At 33.0% G+C, this 16928-nt stretch carries 14 protein-coding genes and 1 tRNA gene; 14 read left to right on the forward strand and 1 reads right to left on the reverse strand.

Annotated elements, in window-relative coordinates; genetic code table 11:
* Positions 1-58 precede the first annotated feature (58 nt).
* From DEU39_RS18930 to DEU39_RS18995, 14 genes are all read left to right on the forward strand, one after another.
* The gene (locus tag DEU39_RS18930; protein ID WP_228432267.1) at positions 59-769 is read left to right on the forward strand and encodes a polysaccharide biosynthesis/export family protein; all 711 of its coding nucleotides are present in this window, start codon (positions 59-61) and stop codon (positions 767-769) included.
* 3 nt (positions 770-772) lie between these two features.
* Positions 773-3115, forward strand: a complete 2343-nt coding sequence (locus DEU39_RS18935) for a GumC family protein (RefSeq protein WP_120232984.1) — start codon at positions 773-775, stop codon at positions 3113-3115.
* Between the two features lie 54 nt (positions 3116-3169).
* Complete coding sequence (locus tag DEU39_RS18940) at positions 3170-4465, forward strand: nucleotide sugar dehydrogenase (protein ID WP_120232985.1); 1296 nt, start codon at positions 3170-3172, stop codon at positions 4463-4465.
* A gap of 11 nt (positions 4466-4476) precedes the next feature.
* A complete protein-coding gene (locus DEU39_RS18945; protein WP_120232986.1) occupies positions 4477-5643 on the forward strand; it encodes a nucleotide sugar dehydrogenase in 1167 nt (388 codons plus the stop codon).
* Between the two features lie 11 nt (positions 5644-5654).
* Complete coding sequence (locus DEU39_RS18950) at positions 5655-7175, forward strand: oligosaccharide flippase family protein (protein WP_147367621.1); 1521 nt, start codon at positions 5655-5657, stop codon at positions 7173-7175.
* A 2-nt stretch (positions 7176-7177) separates the two neighbouring features.
* Positions 7178-8242, forward strand: coding sequence for a polysaccharide pyruvyl transferase family protein (locus tag DEU39_RS18955; RefSeq protein WP_120232988.1), 1065 nt, complete (start codon positions 7178-7180; stop codon positions 8240-8242).
* The gene (locus DEU39_RS18960) at positions 8235-9221 is read left to right on the forward strand and encodes a glycosyltransferase (RefSeq protein ID WP_120232989.1); all 987 of its coding nucleotides are present in this window, start codon (positions 8235-8237) and stop codon (positions 9219-9221) included. Before DEU39_RS18955 ends, DEU39_RS18960 begins: the two co-directional genes overlap by 8 nt.
* Positions 9218-10420 (forward strand): O-antigen ligase family protein, encoded by a 1203-nt coding sequence (locus DEU39_RS18965; protein WP_120232990.1) that lies wholly within the window; start codon positions 9218-9220, stop codon positions 10418-10420. The genes DEU39_RS18960 and DEU39_RS18965 overlap by 4 nt, the downstream gene beginning before the upstream one ends.
* Entirely contained in the window at positions 10410-11327 is a 918-nt protein-coding gene (locus DEU39_RS18970) for a glycosyltransferase (protein WP_120232991.1), read from the forward strand. The genes DEU39_RS18965 and DEU39_RS18970 overlap by 11 nt, the downstream gene beginning before the upstream one ends.
* Positions 11311-12411: a hypothetical protein gene (locus DEU39_RS18975; RefSeq protein WP_120232992.1), complete on the forward strand. Its 1101-nt coding sequence runs from the start codon at positions 11311-11313 to the stop codon at positions 12409-12411. Before DEU39_RS18970 ends, DEU39_RS18975 begins: the two co-directional genes overlap by 17 nt.
* A complete protein-coding gene (locus DEU39_RS18980) occupies positions 12411-13544 on the forward strand; it encodes a glycosyltransferase (protein WP_120232993.1) in 1134 nt (377 codons plus the stop codon). The genes DEU39_RS18975 and DEU39_RS18980 overlap by 1 nt, the downstream gene beginning before the upstream one ends.
* Complete coding sequence (locus DEU39_RS18985) at positions 13544-14731, forward strand: glycosyltransferase family 4 protein (protein ID WP_062676389.1); 1188 nt, start codon at positions 13544-13546, stop codon at positions 14729-14731. The genes DEU39_RS18980 and DEU39_RS18985 overlap by 1 nt, the downstream gene beginning before the upstream one ends.
* Before the next feature lie 291 nt (positions 14732-15022).
* A tRNA-Asp gene (locus tag DEU39_RS18990) sits at positions 15023-15096 on the forward strand.
* Between the two features lie 285 nt (positions 15097-15381).
* Entirely contained in the window at positions 15382-16407 is a 1026-nt protein-coding gene (locus DEU39_RS18995) for a L,D-transpeptidase (protein WP_120233172.1), read from the forward strand.
* Here DEU39_RS18995 and DEU39_RS19000 read toward each other — a convergent pair.
* Complete coding sequence (locus DEU39_RS19000) at positions 16400-16927, reverse strand: hypothetical protein (protein ID WP_120232994.1); 528 nt, start codon at positions 16925-16927, stop codon at positions 16400-16402. The genes DEU39_RS18995 and DEU39_RS19000 overlap by 8 nt on opposite strands.
* Position 16928 lies beyond the last annotated feature (1 nt).

Here is a 16928-nt window from a genome sequence, read left to right on the forward strand (position 1 = left end):
TATAACATTGTTATCGGTTATTTTGTTATCATGCAGACCGAAGCAGAATATGGTATATATGTCGAAACATAATATGGAAGAGGAAGTTGCGAAAGCAAAATTTCAGGGATTACATATTCAGGAAGGAGATGTTCTTCTTATTCTGGTATCCGCACTTGATGAAATTGCCGTAAAACCTTTTAATCTTAATACTGCAAACAAAGTAGGGAGCGACAGTGGAAGAGGCATCAACCAATACGTAGAACCAAGTCAATACCTTGTCAATGAAGAAGGTTATATTTCTTTTCCGGTTTTAGGAAATGTATATACTAAAGGGATGACACAGGTGCAGCTAAAACAGGAACTGGAATCACGCCTTAAGAGATATCTAACAGATCCATTGGTGACTATTACCCTTAAAAACTTCAATGTGAGTGTTTTAGGAGAGGTAAAACAACCAGGGCAGAAAGAAAGTCTCTCTCAGAAAATCAATATTTTTCAAGCACTTGGACTTGCAGGTGATATGACGGATTTCGGAGACCGTACCAATGTAAAACTTATACGCACAGGAGAAGATGGTGCTGACCAAGTGGTGAATGTTGACCTTACAAGATCCGATATTGTGAGTTCGCCGTACTATTATATGAAGCAAAATGACATATTATATGTACAGCCGGACAAAAATAAGCAGGTTCAGGCTAATTCAAATCCGAACAGAGCTCTTACATTCCAGATTATTGGTGCTTTACTTACAGCGGGTACACTTATTATTGCTTTAACTCGAAAATAAAATATGCAGCAGATAGAATTTCAGGAAAGTGAAGAATCTTTGAATTTAAGAAAGATCATTGGAAAATATTTAGTAAAATGGCCTTGGTTTATAGCATCTGTCTTATTATTTGTTACTATAGCCTTTATATATTTAAGATATGCTGTGCCTCAATATGAATCGACTACTACTTTAAAATTTGATAAGAAACAGTCTGATTTAACAGGAGCACTAATTGATCTTGATAACTTAGGACTTGGTTTAGGAAATGCAGATGAACTTAAAAGTGAAGTGGCTGTGGTAAACTCCAGACCAATCCTTATGAAAGTTGTTGAAAACCTAAATCTTAATATACAATATTATAATTCGGGTGAGATAAGGGATTCAGAATTATTTATCAAAGTACCGATTGTTGCAAAAATTATTTCTTATAAGAATACCAAAAAATTTGTTTCTTCCCAATACATGGTAAAAGAAGTCAACGGAAACGAATTTGTTTTGGAAGATAAGGAAAACAAAAAAGTAAAGGGAACTTTCGATAAAAATCTAGCTCTTGATTTTGGAACTGTAGTTCTTCAAAAAGTACCGGGTCTTACCTTTAAAGATAAATATAAAATTGTCTTCTGGAATCCTATAGAGAAGGTGAAATCTTTGGAAAAAAAGATCCAGGTTGATCTTCCGGATCAGAAGGCTATGCTTATGGACATTAAGATTGTAGGAACTGTTCCTGAAAAATCAGAGGCTATTCTTAATGAGGTAACCAAACAGTATAATCTGGATGGGCTAAGAGATAAAAACTTACAAGCTCAAAATACTCAGGAATTTATCGATAAACGATTAGAGGTTATTTCACGAGACCTTTCAGGAGTGGAGAATCAAAAAGAAGATTTCCAAAATCGTAACCGAATCGTAGACTTACAGGCGCAGGCTCAGTTGGCGCTTCAGAATACAAATGATAACACAAAACAAATTCTTATACAGCAGACCCAGCTGGATCTTCTTAACTCTCTTCAAAATGAAGCTTCAAAAGGAGATAATCAGCTTATGCCCTCTAATTTAGGACTTAATCCTTCTTTGGAACAGGCCATTTTACAATATAATAATCTTGTTATCACTAGAAATAAAACTTTGAAGCAAGCAACCAATGAGAACCCTGCAGTGATAGAAATGAATAAAGAAATTTCTTCACTAAAAGAAATTGTAAGAGATAACATTCGTCAGCAAAAAGCAACCGTTCAGGCATCTATCGCACAGATAAACAGCCAAATTTCTGCCAGTACAGATATGATTGAAAAGGTTCCCGGACAATCAAAAATCTACAGAGGTATCGAACGTCAGCAGAATCTTAAGGAGCAGCTTTTCCTTTTTCTTTTACAGAAAAGAGAAGAAAACGCAATCAATCTTTCTGTGAATGTTCCGAAAGCTAAAATTGTAAACCCTGCTTATACAGATGATATTCCGGTTTCACCTAAGAAAAATATTATTCTTTTGGCAGCGGCTTTATTGGGATTAATGTTACCGTTGGGAGTATTCTATCTTTTCTTTATGTGGGATGATAAAATCTACAGCCGTACAGATATTACTGAAAATTCGCCACTTGGAGTGTTAGCAGATATACCATCGCTGAAGGATGGTCACAACCATTTGGTACAGAGGAATGATTTCTCAGAGTTGGCGGAATCATTTAGAATATTGGTTTCCAACCTGAAATTTCTGCTTCCTAAAAAAGATTCAGCGAAAGTCATATTGGTAACTTCTTCAGTGAAAGGAGAAGGAAAAACACTGGTTTCAGTGAATCTTGCTCTGACACTGGGAAGCAAAAACGGAAGATCATTACTCATTGGTTCGGATGTTAGAAATCCGCAAATACAGAGGTATGATGATGAGCGTGTTAAGAATGCAGGTCTTACGGAATATTTATACGATGAAACGACAGATATAGAAGATCTTATACATATTTCCGATACCAATCCTGAATGTGATGTAATTTATGCGGGATCTATTCCTCCAAATCCTCAGGAGCTTCTTTCCAACGGTCGTTATCAGAAGCTTATCAGTGAGATGTCGTCCCGTTACGAATATATTGTGATCGATTCTGCTCCGCTGATGCTTGTTTCGGATACATTGAGTATTTCTGATACTGCTGACGCTTCTTTATACGTGGTAAGATCAGGAGTATCAAGAAAAATATTAATAGATTTTGCCAATAAACTGGTTAAAGAATCAAAGATATCAAACGTTTCTTTCGTGATCAATGATGTTTCTAAAAATGTTGGTGGTTACGGTTACGGATACAACTATGGCTATGGTTACGGATATACAGCTGATAAGAAGAAAAACTGGTGGCAAAAGCTTTTTAATAAATAAATCAAATTATCTTCAAAATAAACATTAAAATAAAGTAAGAACATCACATTTAATATGAATATACAGAATAAAATTGGGGTAATCGGATTGGGGTATGTAGGATTACCACTGGCCCGTTTATTTGCAACAAAATATGCCGTAGTAGGTTTTGATATCAACCAGGCCAGAATTGCAGAACTGAATAGCGGAAAAGATTCCACTTTGGAAGTAGAAGATGAAGTACTACAGCCGGTTTTAGTGAAAGATAACCCATTTTCAAACTCATCAAAAGGATTGCTTTGCTCATCTGATCTGGAAGATATTAAGGAGGCTAACATCTATATCGTAACTGTTCCTACACCGGTAGACAGACATAATCGTCCGGACCTGACACCTTTATATAAAGCATCTGAAACAGTAGGAAAAGTATTGAAAAAAGGGGATATTGTTATTTATGAATCTACTGTTTATCCTGGTGTTACAGAAGAAGAATGTATCCCTGTGCTGGAAAAAGTTTCGGGATTAAAGTTTAACGAGGATTTCTTTGCAGGATATTCTCCTGAAAGAATCAATCCGGGAGATAAAGAACGTACCGTAGAGAAGATTTTAAAGGTAACTTCAGGTTCTACACCAGAAATTGGTAAAAAAGTAGACGAATTATATAAATCTGTAATTGCAGCAGGTACCCATTTGGCACCTACTATTAAAGTAGCTGAAGCATCAAAAGTTATTGAAAACTCACAACGTGATATCAATATTGCTTTTGTGAATGAGCTTGCCAAAATATTTAATCTTCTGGATATTGATACACACGCAGTTCTGGAGGCAGCAGGAACGAAATGGAATTTCCTGAAATTCAAGCCCGGATTGGTAGGAGGACATTGTATCGGGGTAGATCCTTTCTATCTTGCCCAGAAAGCGCAGGACGTAGGATATTATTCTGAGCTTATCCTTACCGCAAGAAGACTGAATGATTCCATGGGGCAGTTTGTAGCTTCGGAGGTGGTAAAAACAATGATTAAGAAAAGGATCAACATTACGGATGCCAAAGTACTGAATCTTGGAATCACTTTTAAAGAAAACTGTCCGGATGTAAGAAATACGAAAGCTGCAGATGTTATCAATGCGCTGGAAGACTATTCTGTAGAAGTTACAACGTATGATCCGTGGGCAAATCCAGAAGAAGTAATGCATGAATATGGTATACAATCTACCAATTCTCTTGAAGATGTGAAGGAACAGTTTGATGCAATTGTTCTCACAGTTTCTCATGATGAATTCCTGAATATTGATCTTTCCCGCTATCTGAAGGAAGGAGGAGTTTTATATGATGTTAAAGGAATTTTAGAGAAATACGATAATCGTTTATAAAAAAATAGAGAATGAAAATAGCAGTCGTAGGAACAGGGTATGTAGGTTTGTCTAATGCCGTCTTATTGGCCCAACATAATGAAGTTGTAGCTTTAGATATTGTTCAGGAGAGAGTAGAATTGCTTAATTCTAAAAAATCTCCTATTGAAGATGAAGAAATCAGTACGTTTCTAAGTACTAAACCCCTTAATTTCAAAGCCACTTTAGATAAGAAGGAAGCTTACGATAAGGCTGAATATATAATTGTCGCCACTCCAACAGATTATGACCCCACTACCAATTATTTCGACACAAGCAGTGTTGAGAATGTAATTAAGGAAATTGCAGAGTATAATTCTAAGGCTGTAATCATTATTAAATCTACGGTTCCTGTAGGTTATACCGTAGACTTAAAAAGCAAAATGCATTTAGATAATGTGGTGTTTTCTCCTGAATTTTTGAGAGAAGGTAAAGCTTTATATGATAATTTATATCCTTCCAGAATTATTGTCGGGGAGCAAAGTGAGCGAGCAAGAATTTTTGCAGAATTACTGAAAGAAGGTGCCATAAAAAAGGACATTCCAGTATTATTTACAAATCCTACAGAAGCAGAGGCAATTAAATTGTTTTCAAATACCTACTTAGCATTGCGTGTGGCTTATTTCAACGAATTAGACAGCTATGCGCAGATTCACGAACTGGATACCCGCCAGATTGTAGAAGGTGTTGGTCTGGACCCAAGAATTGGTTCGCATTATAATAATCCGTCTTTTGGATACGGAGGGTACTGCCTGCCTAAAGATACCAAACAGCTTTTGGCAAATTATAATGCAGTTCCCAATAATATTATTCAGGCAATTGTAGATGCTAACAGAACCCGTAAAGATTTTATAGCAGATTCAGTACTGGCTAAAAAACCCAAAAAAGTAGGAGTTTACCGCCTGATCATGAAGGCAGGTTCCGACAATTTCAGAGCATCTGCCATACAGGGCGTAATGAAAAGAATTAAAGCTAAGGGAGTAGAAGTGGAAGTGTTTGAGCCGGCCCTTAATGAAGAGTCTTTTTTCGGTTCCAGAGTGGTAAAAGATTTAGAACTTTTCAAGAAAGAATGCGATGTCATTATTTCTAACCGCAATGCGCCTGAACTTGCTGATGTACAAGAAAAAGTGTACACAAGGGATCTATTTGGTAATGATTAAAAGTAAATAAATTGTCAAGTACAAAAAAGATCGCAAAAAATACAATATTACTCTACATAAGGATGATAATCAATATGGCTATCTCCTTATATACTTCAAGGATTATTTTACAGAAGTTAGGCGTAGAGGATTTTGGGATATATAATTTAGTAGCTGGAGTAGTTGTATTATTTTCGTTTTTAAATAATGCCATGACAAGTGCTACTCAACGATTCTTAAATATTGAGCTGGCTTCAAATATTAAAGAAAAAGTTAATAGAGTTTTTTGTATGAGTCTCAATATTCATATAATTATCTCAATCATTGTATTGATTTTGTCTGAGACTATTGGATTATGGTTTTTAAATTACAAGTTAAATATACCTGCTCACCGACTTAATGCTGCAAATTTTGTATTTCAGTTTTCTATTATTACAACAATAATCAATATCATTAGAATACCCTTCAATGCTACCATACTGGCGAATGAAAGAATGTCATTCTATGCCTATTTGGGTATAGTGGAGACTGTGCTAAAACTGGCTATTGTATTTTTATTATCGCTTTTTGTTGAATATGATCAGCTCATAGTGTATTCATTTTTATTATTATTGGTCAATCTTATAATTAATGTAATCTATAAAATTTATTGCTATAGGAACTTTAAGGAAGAAACTGCTTACCATTATTTTTCTGACAAAAAACTATTCAGAGAATTATTATCTTTTTCTGGTTGGAGCTTATTCGGACAAGTGGCTGTTTTAAGTTCAACGCAGGGATTGAATATGATTATGAATATATTCATCGGTGTAACTGTAAATGCGGCCTTAGGTATTGCGAATCAGGTAAATAGTGTTTTGTATAGTTTTGTTTCCAATATGCAGGTAGCATTTAATCCACAAATTACTCAGAGTTATGCTTCAAATGATTTGGAAACACATAAAAGATTAGTATTAAATACTTCGAAATATTCAGTATTTCTCTTTTTAGTTTTATCAATACCGATTTTATTACATACAGAATTTATTTTAAAATTATGGCTTGGTGTTAATTTACCTCAATACCTTGTAAGCTTCACTCAAATAGTTATAATAGGCTCTATTATTAATGCTATAGTTGGACCATTCTGGATGTCTGCCAATGCCATTGGAAATATCAGAAATTATCAATTAGGGGTTTCATTGATATTATTATTAAATCTTCCGCTGGCATATATATTCTTAAAATTAGGTTTTTCTCCTGTATATATTATGAGCTTAAATGTTATTTTAAATTTATGCACCTTCATATTTCGTTTTCTTTATGTTAATCATAAATTGAAATATGATTGGCCAGACGTAGTACTTTATTTAAAACAGACCTTTCTGGTTATTTTCTCTTGTTTTATTCTGGTATGGGTCATAAAAAAAATAGATTTTAGCAGTTACTTTTTTGCAATATCTTCAACCATTGCTGCTGAGATTATTTTGTTGGTATTAATTATTCTTATTGGTATTAAGCGGGAAGAGTATTTACAGTTTAAAAAAACAATCATAAAAAAAATAAAGAAATAAATATGGATTTATTTAACAAAATAAAAAATAAAGCAAATTCAATTATCAATAATATACAGAATAATGCCAGAGTAGATAAAATTGCTGATGAAATTACTAATTGCAGGTCAAAGCGGTTATTTTTATTTCAGACTCCTACTCATACTAATATTGGAGATCACGCTATTGCCGAGGGGCAGCTAAAATTTTTTCAGGAAAATTTACCCGGGCATCACATTTTTGAGATCAATCAGTCTCAGATGAAGTATTTTATAGAAAAGTACAGAAATAATATTAAGCCTGATGATTTGATATTTGTTCATGGAGGTGGCAATTTCGGGAATGAATATATGAGGGAAGAAAATTTAAGGAGAATGGTAATTCAGAACTTTCCTGAAAATAAAATTATACTGTTTCCACAAACGATCTATTATTCAAATGATCAGATTGGTGAATCTGAATTAAAAAGAACACAAGATATTTTTGGAAAACATAAAAATTTGATTTTAACAGCCAGGGAGGAAAAATCATTTGAATTAATGCAAAAATATTTTCCAAAAAACAAAATAATTCTGACTCCCGATATTGTTCTTTACACTGAATATAGTTTTGAAAATGAACGGGAATATGCATTGGAAGTAATCAGAAATGATCAGGAATCAATATTAACAGCAGATGATAAAGATAAAATTACTCAAATCTTAAAAGGAAGATTTGACAAAATAATTAATTCTGATATGCATTGTGACAAAATAACAGATTTAGATATAAAATCTGTTAGAAAGAAAATATTGACTAATAAGTTATTACAATTTTCTAAGGCAAAGATAGTGGTCACTGACAGATTACACGGAATGGTTCTTTGCATCATTACAGGAACTCCATGCGTGGTTTTTTCGAATTACAATCAGAAAGTTATAGGAACTTACAACTGGATTAAGTATTTAAAATATATCAAGTTTGTTAAAAATGTAGAGGAAGCAAACACAGCAATAGATGAGTTATTGAATAATGATAGCTATGAGAAATATAACCCTCAGGAGATAAGGAAGTTTTACCTACCATTAATAGAGAATGTAAATGAATGATGTTTTTTTATCAATTATCGTCCCAATATATAATGTTGAAAATTATATAGAAAAATGTATTGCCAGTATAATACAAAATACTTCTGCTAATTTTGAACTGATCCTGGTAATTGATGGATCTCCGGATAATAGTATCAGTATTTGTAAAAAATATAAAGAAGCGGATAAAAGAATTGTCATCCTGGAAAAAGAAAACGGGGGGCTTTCTGATGCCAGAAATGCCGGATATAAAATAGCCAAAGGGGAATATATCTGGTTTGTTGATGGAGATGATTATATTGAAAGTGATAGTATTGATATCTTTTTTGAAAAAATCAATAAAGAGACCGATATTTTCTTATTTAATTATCAGGAAATTTATGAAAATAAAATTGTCAAATTTGAAAAATTTGAAAATGAAGAAAAGATCAGTGGCCACGATTTGCTGTTAAAATACAATAACTATGGTGTTCAAGCATGGACACAGATCTATTCAAAAAAGTTCTTGGATCAACATAAGATCATATTTGAAAAAGGAGCCATCTATGAGGATGTGTTATTTAATACACAAGTCTATAGTAAAAATCCTGCTCTGCAAGTTATTGACAATATCTTCGTAAACTATGTACAGAGGGGAGAGTCAATCATGAAAAAAAAGCAGACTATAAAAAATGTAGAATCAGTTTTAAAAATTTTAGAATTATATAATAGGAAAGATATAATAAATTTTTTTCCAAAAAAGTTCATAATAAACAGGCACCACTATTATTTTAGTTTGCTGTTCATTTTTTTACATAAGAGTAATATGAAAAAAGATGAAATTATGGATCTTTTAAATAGCATCAGTAAAAAAAACTTTTTTGTTTTTACAAGAGAGTATGATTCTTTTATTGTGAAATATATTAAAAGAAAACTATTTCCTTCCAAATCGGTTTTTATTTATAAGAATTGGAATTTTATTTTCCTTCTGATAAGGTTGGATAATTTGATTAATAGATGAATTACTTAAAGAAAAATATAACCCTAATATTAATCATTTCACAGATATTTGGTTTATACGGTGGTATGCTACAAGCACCGAGACTTCTTGCTATTTTATTTTTACCTTTACTGATACAGGATTTAAATAAAAAGCTTATTAAAGGGAAAGAGTATTTATTGTTTTTCTTTTCTTTTATTATGTATTGTGTATTGTCAATGTTATTTTTAACATTTAATAATGACCAATCCTTAAAAGAGTTTGCATATGCGTTGATAAATTTTATTATTTTCGTTGAAATAGTAAATTTTAGCAAGTATATAAGTTTAAATAAACTGATAAATGGCTGGGTTATATTTGTATTACTAAGTATTCCAATTGCAATTATAGAAATTAATTTCAACTTACACTTTTCTAATTCAAAGTTTGGAGATGATACGGTATTAGGAGGTGTGGGAACTCTTAGAAAATATGCAGCTATTACTTTTGGAAATTATAATTTATATAATCACCTTTTGGCGATTTCATTTCCTTTTATTTTAGCTAAACTCAAATTTATTTCAAACAAATTATTTCAAACATTTTATATCCTTTTTATTTTTGCAATTGTTTGGGTTGTATTAACTAATGCAAGTCGTGGTACTATGCTGTGCTTATTAATATCTACTGTAATATATATTATTTTTTATTCCAGCAAGTCAATCAGCAAAACCATTATGTACACATTCATTTCAATAATAGCATCTGTTGCAGGGTATATATATGTAATGAATAATGCAGCATTTTCTTATTTAAAGACAAGAATAGAACAAAAAGGACTGGAAGACAATTCTAGAAAAGAAATGATCAATGTCGGTATAGACATGTTTATTGACTCAAAATTTTTGGGTGTGGGAGCTGGAAATTTTTCTGATACAGCGAATAAAATGACAAATAATCCTATCCTAGTACCCCATAATTTATTTATAGAATTACTCTCTCAATATGGGATTGTTGTTTTCTTTACATTTCTTTTATTGTTATTTAAAATTTTTAATCCCAAAAGGATTTTTAAAAAGCGTGAAATTCCAAACTATATCTTATTAGGATCATTACTGGTAATGCCATTAGCATTTACAATTAATAGTGTTTATTTAAATAATCCTTACATGTGGATTTGGCTGGCAAGTCTTTACTGTATATCATCATTTTATAAAACGACAACTAAAAATGTTAATTGATTATATAGATAGAACGTATTCATCGTTAAGAAAAATTTCTAAAGCTCAGTCTTTAGCAAGATTTTCTATAAGAAAGTTTTCAAATTTTGTCTTCCCGATATATCTTAAAAACACTAAAAAGGAAGTTGTACTACCCGAAAAATTGCCGGAAAATATTATCGTATCACTCACAACATTTCCGGGAAGAATATCCAAATTATGGATGGTTGTAGAATGTATGCTACGACAAAGTCTGCTGCCAAATAAAATTGTATTGTATCTGGCAAAAGATCAATTTCCGAATGAGTTGAAAGATATACCGGATAATCTTCTGGGTTACTACAATAAGAAGCAATTAGAAATAAGATTTGTAGATGAAGATTTAAGATCTCATAAAAAGTATTACTATGCCTTTAAGGAATATCAAAACGACGTTATTATAACCATAGATGATGATATTTTTTATCCGTCGAATATCATCAAAGACTTAATGGATTTACATAAGAAATATCCCGATACAATTTGTTGCCACAGAGCACATAAGGTTATTAGAAATGATGATAATACCATAAGCAAATATTCAAAATGGAAAAAAGTCTTCGGAAATTGTGGACCGACATTTGATCTATTTCACACAAGTGGGGGAGGAACTTTATATAAAAGTAATTTTTTTAGTGAAGAAGTTGTAAATAAAGATGCATTTGTCAGCTTATGTTTTATGGCAGATGATGTCTGGCTGAATATTATGGCTCAGTTGAATAGGACAAAGACAGTGAAATCCAATTATTTTTCAAACTTAATTCCCATTGAAAATAAAAATTCACTCTTCAAGTTAAGTCAGGAAAACGTTGCAGATGGAGGTAACGATAAGCAGTTACAGAATCTGATTCAAAATTATAATATTAATAATTATGAAATATTTAAGTGATTTTATAAAGCTTAGTGCGTTATTATTATTTAGCTTTTCTTTTGCTCAGCAAAACAGAGTAAGCAGGTATAATGCAGATATGCAGGCATCCAAAAGTTATGGTTTGCAGAAAATGGAACTGTCATCGAAGAGTAAAAATACTTATGATTTCATGGCATTAGGATATTTTATCAATGCAAATAACAATATGTATCTTAAAACAAAAGATAAAAAATATATTGATACTAATATTTCTGTCATAAAACCAATCCTGATTGATACGAATTCAAATACCTCGTACCAAAAGAATGGCTGGGTGATGAATGTCGCAAAAGGAAATCAGAATGCAGTAGCGAACGGACAGGAACATTTAATTTCGGAAGGATATTTTTTCAGATATATCGGTGAGTTTTTGGATATTCTAGCCAAGAATAAATTATATGCGAATTATCAACCGGCGATAGAAAGTGGTTTAAAATACTCCTTCGATAAATGGAAAGCCAGAAGCTTCAGCCAATATGGAGATTATTCATTATTGTTTCATCAGAGGCTTCATACAGGAGCAAACTGGGCTGTTGTTGCACTCTATCTGATGAAGTATGACGAATCTGATAAAAATTCATATGCTTTATTTGTAAATCAGTTTGATCAGCAGCTGAAAAAAGCGTTGGTTTTAAACAAGAGCGCAGGTAGCGTTTTGTATTATACGTGGAACAGTACATATCCTGATACTTTTTGTAAGGCGTTACAGAAAATTAAGAATTATAAACCGGTTGTACAGGATGTGTCACATGGAAATCATGTCGTATTATATTTAATAAAGGCAAGAGAATTGGGAAATGCCAATTGGTCTGACTTTAATTTCAGTTACCTATGCAATACCTTAAAACTTAAGATTCTGAAAGGAGACAGTATTGCTGATAATGTAGATGGTACTACAGATCCAAGTGTGCAGAATACAGGATGGAAAATATCGGATGGCTGGATGAAACTTATCTATTTTGATGCAAGTTTATACCCTTTAGTCGAAAAAAACCTTTCGAATTACAGTAATAAAATTAGCAACTCTTCTTTAGAGCTGCAGTTTAATTCAATTTATCCATAATGATACTTCACATTACAAACGATTACTCAGGATCTACAGTTTATAAAAATTTGGTGAGGGAGCTGGATAATAACGGGCTAGAGCAGATTGTATATAATCCATTTCGGGAATCTTCCAGAATAGGGAAAAATAAAATAGATTTTAAAAATACCCGCTCTCAAATTATCTATAGCCATATTTTATCAAAATATGCAGATCGGATTTTGTATAAAAGAAAAATTAAAAAAATAGTACAGGACATTGAAGCAAAAATAGACCTCAAGACCGTCAGATTTATTCATGCTCACACCTGGTACAGCGATGGTGGGGTGGCCTATGAGCTTCATAAAAAATATAATATTCCATACATATTAGCAGTACGAAATACAGATCTTAACGTGTTTTTGAAGTATTTTCTGCACGAAAGAGGCTACGGACAAAAAATACTTCAGAATGCAAATAAGATCATAACCATTTCGGCAGTCTATAAAAAAAGAATGCTTGAAGATCCCCGCTTGTCTCATATCATGAGCGATATACAGCAAAAACTAATGGTGATCCCAAATGGTGTAGACCCTTTCTGGATAGAATCAAAGGTTATAAACAGGAAAATTGTTGAGAATGAAAAAAACATTCAGCTGCTTTATATAGGGAAATTCAATAAGGGCAAAAATGTTTTTAACCTTATTAATGCTGTTAAGAATCATAATCACAAAATTCAGAATAAAATAAAATTAACTCTGATTGGAGGAGGAGGAAATGACGAGAAAAGAATCCTGGATTCTATTAAAAATGATCATTCCTTTGAGTTTGTAGGAAAAGTAGACAGTCTGCCTGTTCTAAAATCCTATTACGAACGAAGCGATTTCTTTACAATGCCTTCCAAAGCAGAAACCTTTGGCTTGGTCTATATAGAAGCACTTTTGCAAGGTTTACCGGTGATGTACACGCAAAATGAAGGGATCGACGGTTTTTATGATGATTCTATTGGAGAAAAAGTGGAGGACACTTCCGTTTCTGCAATCGAACGAGGGCTTGAACGGTTAATCCAAAAACGAGATCATTATAGTTTTGATATGGAACAATTGTTAAAAAATCATGACTGGAAGAGAATAGCTGAAGTATATCAACAATTATATATAGAAAAAAAATAATGAATATATTATACATCCACCAATATTTCGTAACTCCTCAGGAGCCAGGAGGAACAAGATCGTACTGGCTGGCACAAGAACTTATTAAAAACGGGCATAAAGTTACTATGCTCACCTCATCATCCAAATTTTCAGAGGATATTAAAATTGTAGAAATTGATGGTATTGAAGTCGTTTATATAAAAGAAGACTATGACCAGAATATGAGTGTTTCCAGAAGGTTGAAAGCCTTCTTGAAATTTATGTACAAATCATCTGTAGTAGGAATGAAACAGAAAGATATCGATTTGGTAATTGCTACATCTACTCCTCTTACAATAGGTATTCCGGCACTTATATTAAAGTGGTTTAAAAAGAAGCCTTTTGTTTTTGAAGTAAGAGACCTCTGGCCGGAGGTGCCAATACAGATGGGAGCCATAAAAAATAGTTGGACAATAAAAACGACTCGTCTGCTGGAAAAAGTGATTTATAAAAATGCTTCCCGTGTTATTGCTCTTTCTCCGGGTATGCAGGCTGGAGTTGTAAAGTATATTCCTAAAGAAAAAACATCCATGATTCCTAATATGGCTAAAATGGACGAATTCTGGCCTAGGGGAAAAAATGATCAACTGATGGAAAAGCTCGGCTTAAAAAAAGATTCCTTCAAAATAGTTCACTTTGGTTCTTTGGGATTGGCAAATGGGGCTCAGACAATTATTGAATCCGCCAAATTATTAAACAATAGAGAAGATATAGAATTTTTGTTTGTAGGAGGAGGTTCTACCGAAAAAGATTTAATAGAAGAAGTAGAAAAAAGTAATCTTAAAAATGTGAAATTTCTCGGAAAGTTCCCTATGACTGACGTATCTGAGATTGTCAATTTTTCGGATGTTTCGATGATTTCCTTTTTGGATATTCCTATTTTGTATACCAACTCTCCAAACAAGCTTTTCGATTCGTTGTCTGCAGGAAAACCAATTATTGTAAACTCTGCCGGCTGGACGAAAGATATAGCCGAAAAATATCATTGCGGATTTTATGTAAACCCCAACCGTCCGGAAGAACTTGCACAAAAAGTACTTTATCTGAAAGACAATCCTGAATTGGTAAAGGAAATGGGACAGAATGCAAGGAAATTGGCTGAAACAGTTTATGATAAATCCATTTTGTGTAAAAAATTTGTTGAAGTCATCGAACAAACAGAATAAATGATCAAGAGAAAGAATCTATTGTATGTACAAATTATAGATAAAGGGTTATCTTAGAATTTAAAGTAACAAGAATGTTGATTTTGTGTGTTTTTTATAATCGACTTTCTTAAATTTTCTAAGTAAAATAGGGCAGAAGAGTATTAAGTACAGCTCTATATTAATTTTTTTATCTTTGACAATCTGTATCTTAACAATAACTTTGAAAGAAAAGAAATACGTTTCTTTGGAAAAGTTAAAAAAATCTATATATTTGCACCAGTTAAAAAGCAAATGCTACCTTAAATAATTGATCCGGTAGTTCAGCTGGTTAGAATGCCGCCCTGTCACGGCGGAGGTCGCGGGTTCGAGTCCCGTCCGGATCGCAAAAGAGTCTTCTATTTTTAGAAGGCTCTTTTATTTATTACTCCTACTTTTGAGACTTATATTTTTGTGGAAAATTTCTTGATGAAGGTAAAGTTTTGGTTTAAAATTAAGTAAGTAATTATGTTTTTCTTTGGGCTTTTCAACTATAACTCCTCATTTACAGTAATAAAGCCTCCGTTTTTTTACGGTATTTTTAAGAATGTCTTTTAGGATTCAAATTTAGGTCTGATATTTGTACTGGGTAGCCAAACTAAATGGCCGATTTATTTATGAAAAACATATCTGTGAAAAAATCCTTTTTTTATATCTGTTTATGTGCTTTTTTTCTGGTTTCCTGTAAAAAGGAAATAGAAAAAATAAGTGATACTTTTAAAGATACAGTTTCTTCTTCGGAAGTTGCGGAGGTAGAAAAGGATTCTCTAAAGAAAGATTCTGTTCCTGTCGTTAAAAAAGAATCTGTTCCGCCTGTTATCCAGGAGAATGGCTTTTATAATGCCTTTGTTCTTCCCAAAGATAAAAAGATGCGTGATTCTGTTTACGCAGAATTCAGCAAGAAATATAGTGTGGAAGAAAGAACAGCTATTTTAGCCTTAAACAGATTGGATTCTAAAAGTAAATGGAATGCCGACACCTTGGTAGTTCCTGCAAAAATAGATACCACGCTGATGGCCTATTCACCGTTTCCAATGCAACTGGATGTGTTAAGCGGAGTGAAAAAGTTTGTCATTTTCTCATATCCTATACAGGCTTTTGCGGTATACTCTAATGGAAGTCTTGTAAAATGGGGACCAACAAGTATGGGTAAAAAAGCAGCCCAGACTACAAGAGGCCTTACTTTTGCCAACTGGAAAAAGAAACTGGCTATTTCCACTGTAAGCAGCGAATGGAAACTTCCTTACAATTTTAATATTCACAATATAGGCGGAATCGGGTGGCATGAATATACACTTCCCGGATATCCTGCTTCACACTCATGTTTACGATTGTTGAGAAAAGATGCCCAATGGTTGTATTCCTATGCAGATACCTGGATTTTGAATCCCGGTGGAGCTACTACTAAAGCCAGAGGTACAGCAGTAATGGTATTCGGAGATTATAAATGGGGAGGAAGAAAACCATGGAGAAATCTTTTGGATGATCCTAATGCCAACAATATTTCCGTTGAAGAATTGACGAAACTTTTAGAACCAGACGTTCCGAAGATGCTTAAAGAACAAAGCAACAGAGAAAAAGTTGCAGATTCTATCAAAGCAGCAAAAGCAGCAGCTCCTATTCAAAATGAAAAACCTGTAGAACCTCTGTCTAATTAATTTTCTTTTCAAATTGTAAAGTAGATTCTTCAGCAAACTTTCTAAGTTTAAGCATTTCCTCTTTACCTTTATGTTGCCCAAATCTGGCAGCGATATACGTAAGAAGAATAAAAAATAACATGATAAAAGAAGCGCTCAGTGCCCAAGGGTATTCTGCGCTTTTTATTTGCTTTTCTACGTAATACATTGTGAAAAAGGTCATCCAAAGAATAGAAAAAGAAAAATACAGGAACATAAAGAAGGTCCACACCGCAGAACTGGGACCGAACACCCCACGTATGGTCGTATGCTCATCTTCCATTTCTATCCGTAAGGCAAGGCTGGGTTTCCAGTAATTATCATATTCTGTTTTTACCCAGATGGTAGCCACTTCTTTATTGATATTGCCTGAAAACTCATCTTTATGCTCTTCCATATATTTTTTCAGATTTTCAGCATACTCTTCCTTAGTAAGATGAGTAAACATTTTAAATCTGGGTCTGGTTCTTATTCTGTCTAAGGTGGTTTCTTCAGTATTCATA

Source organism: Chryseobacterium sp. AG363, from assembly GCF_003610675.1.
Classification (GTDB): domain Bacteria; phylum Bacteroidota; class Bacteroidia; order Flavobacteriales; family Weeksellaceae; genus Chryseobacterium; species Chryseobacterium cucumeris.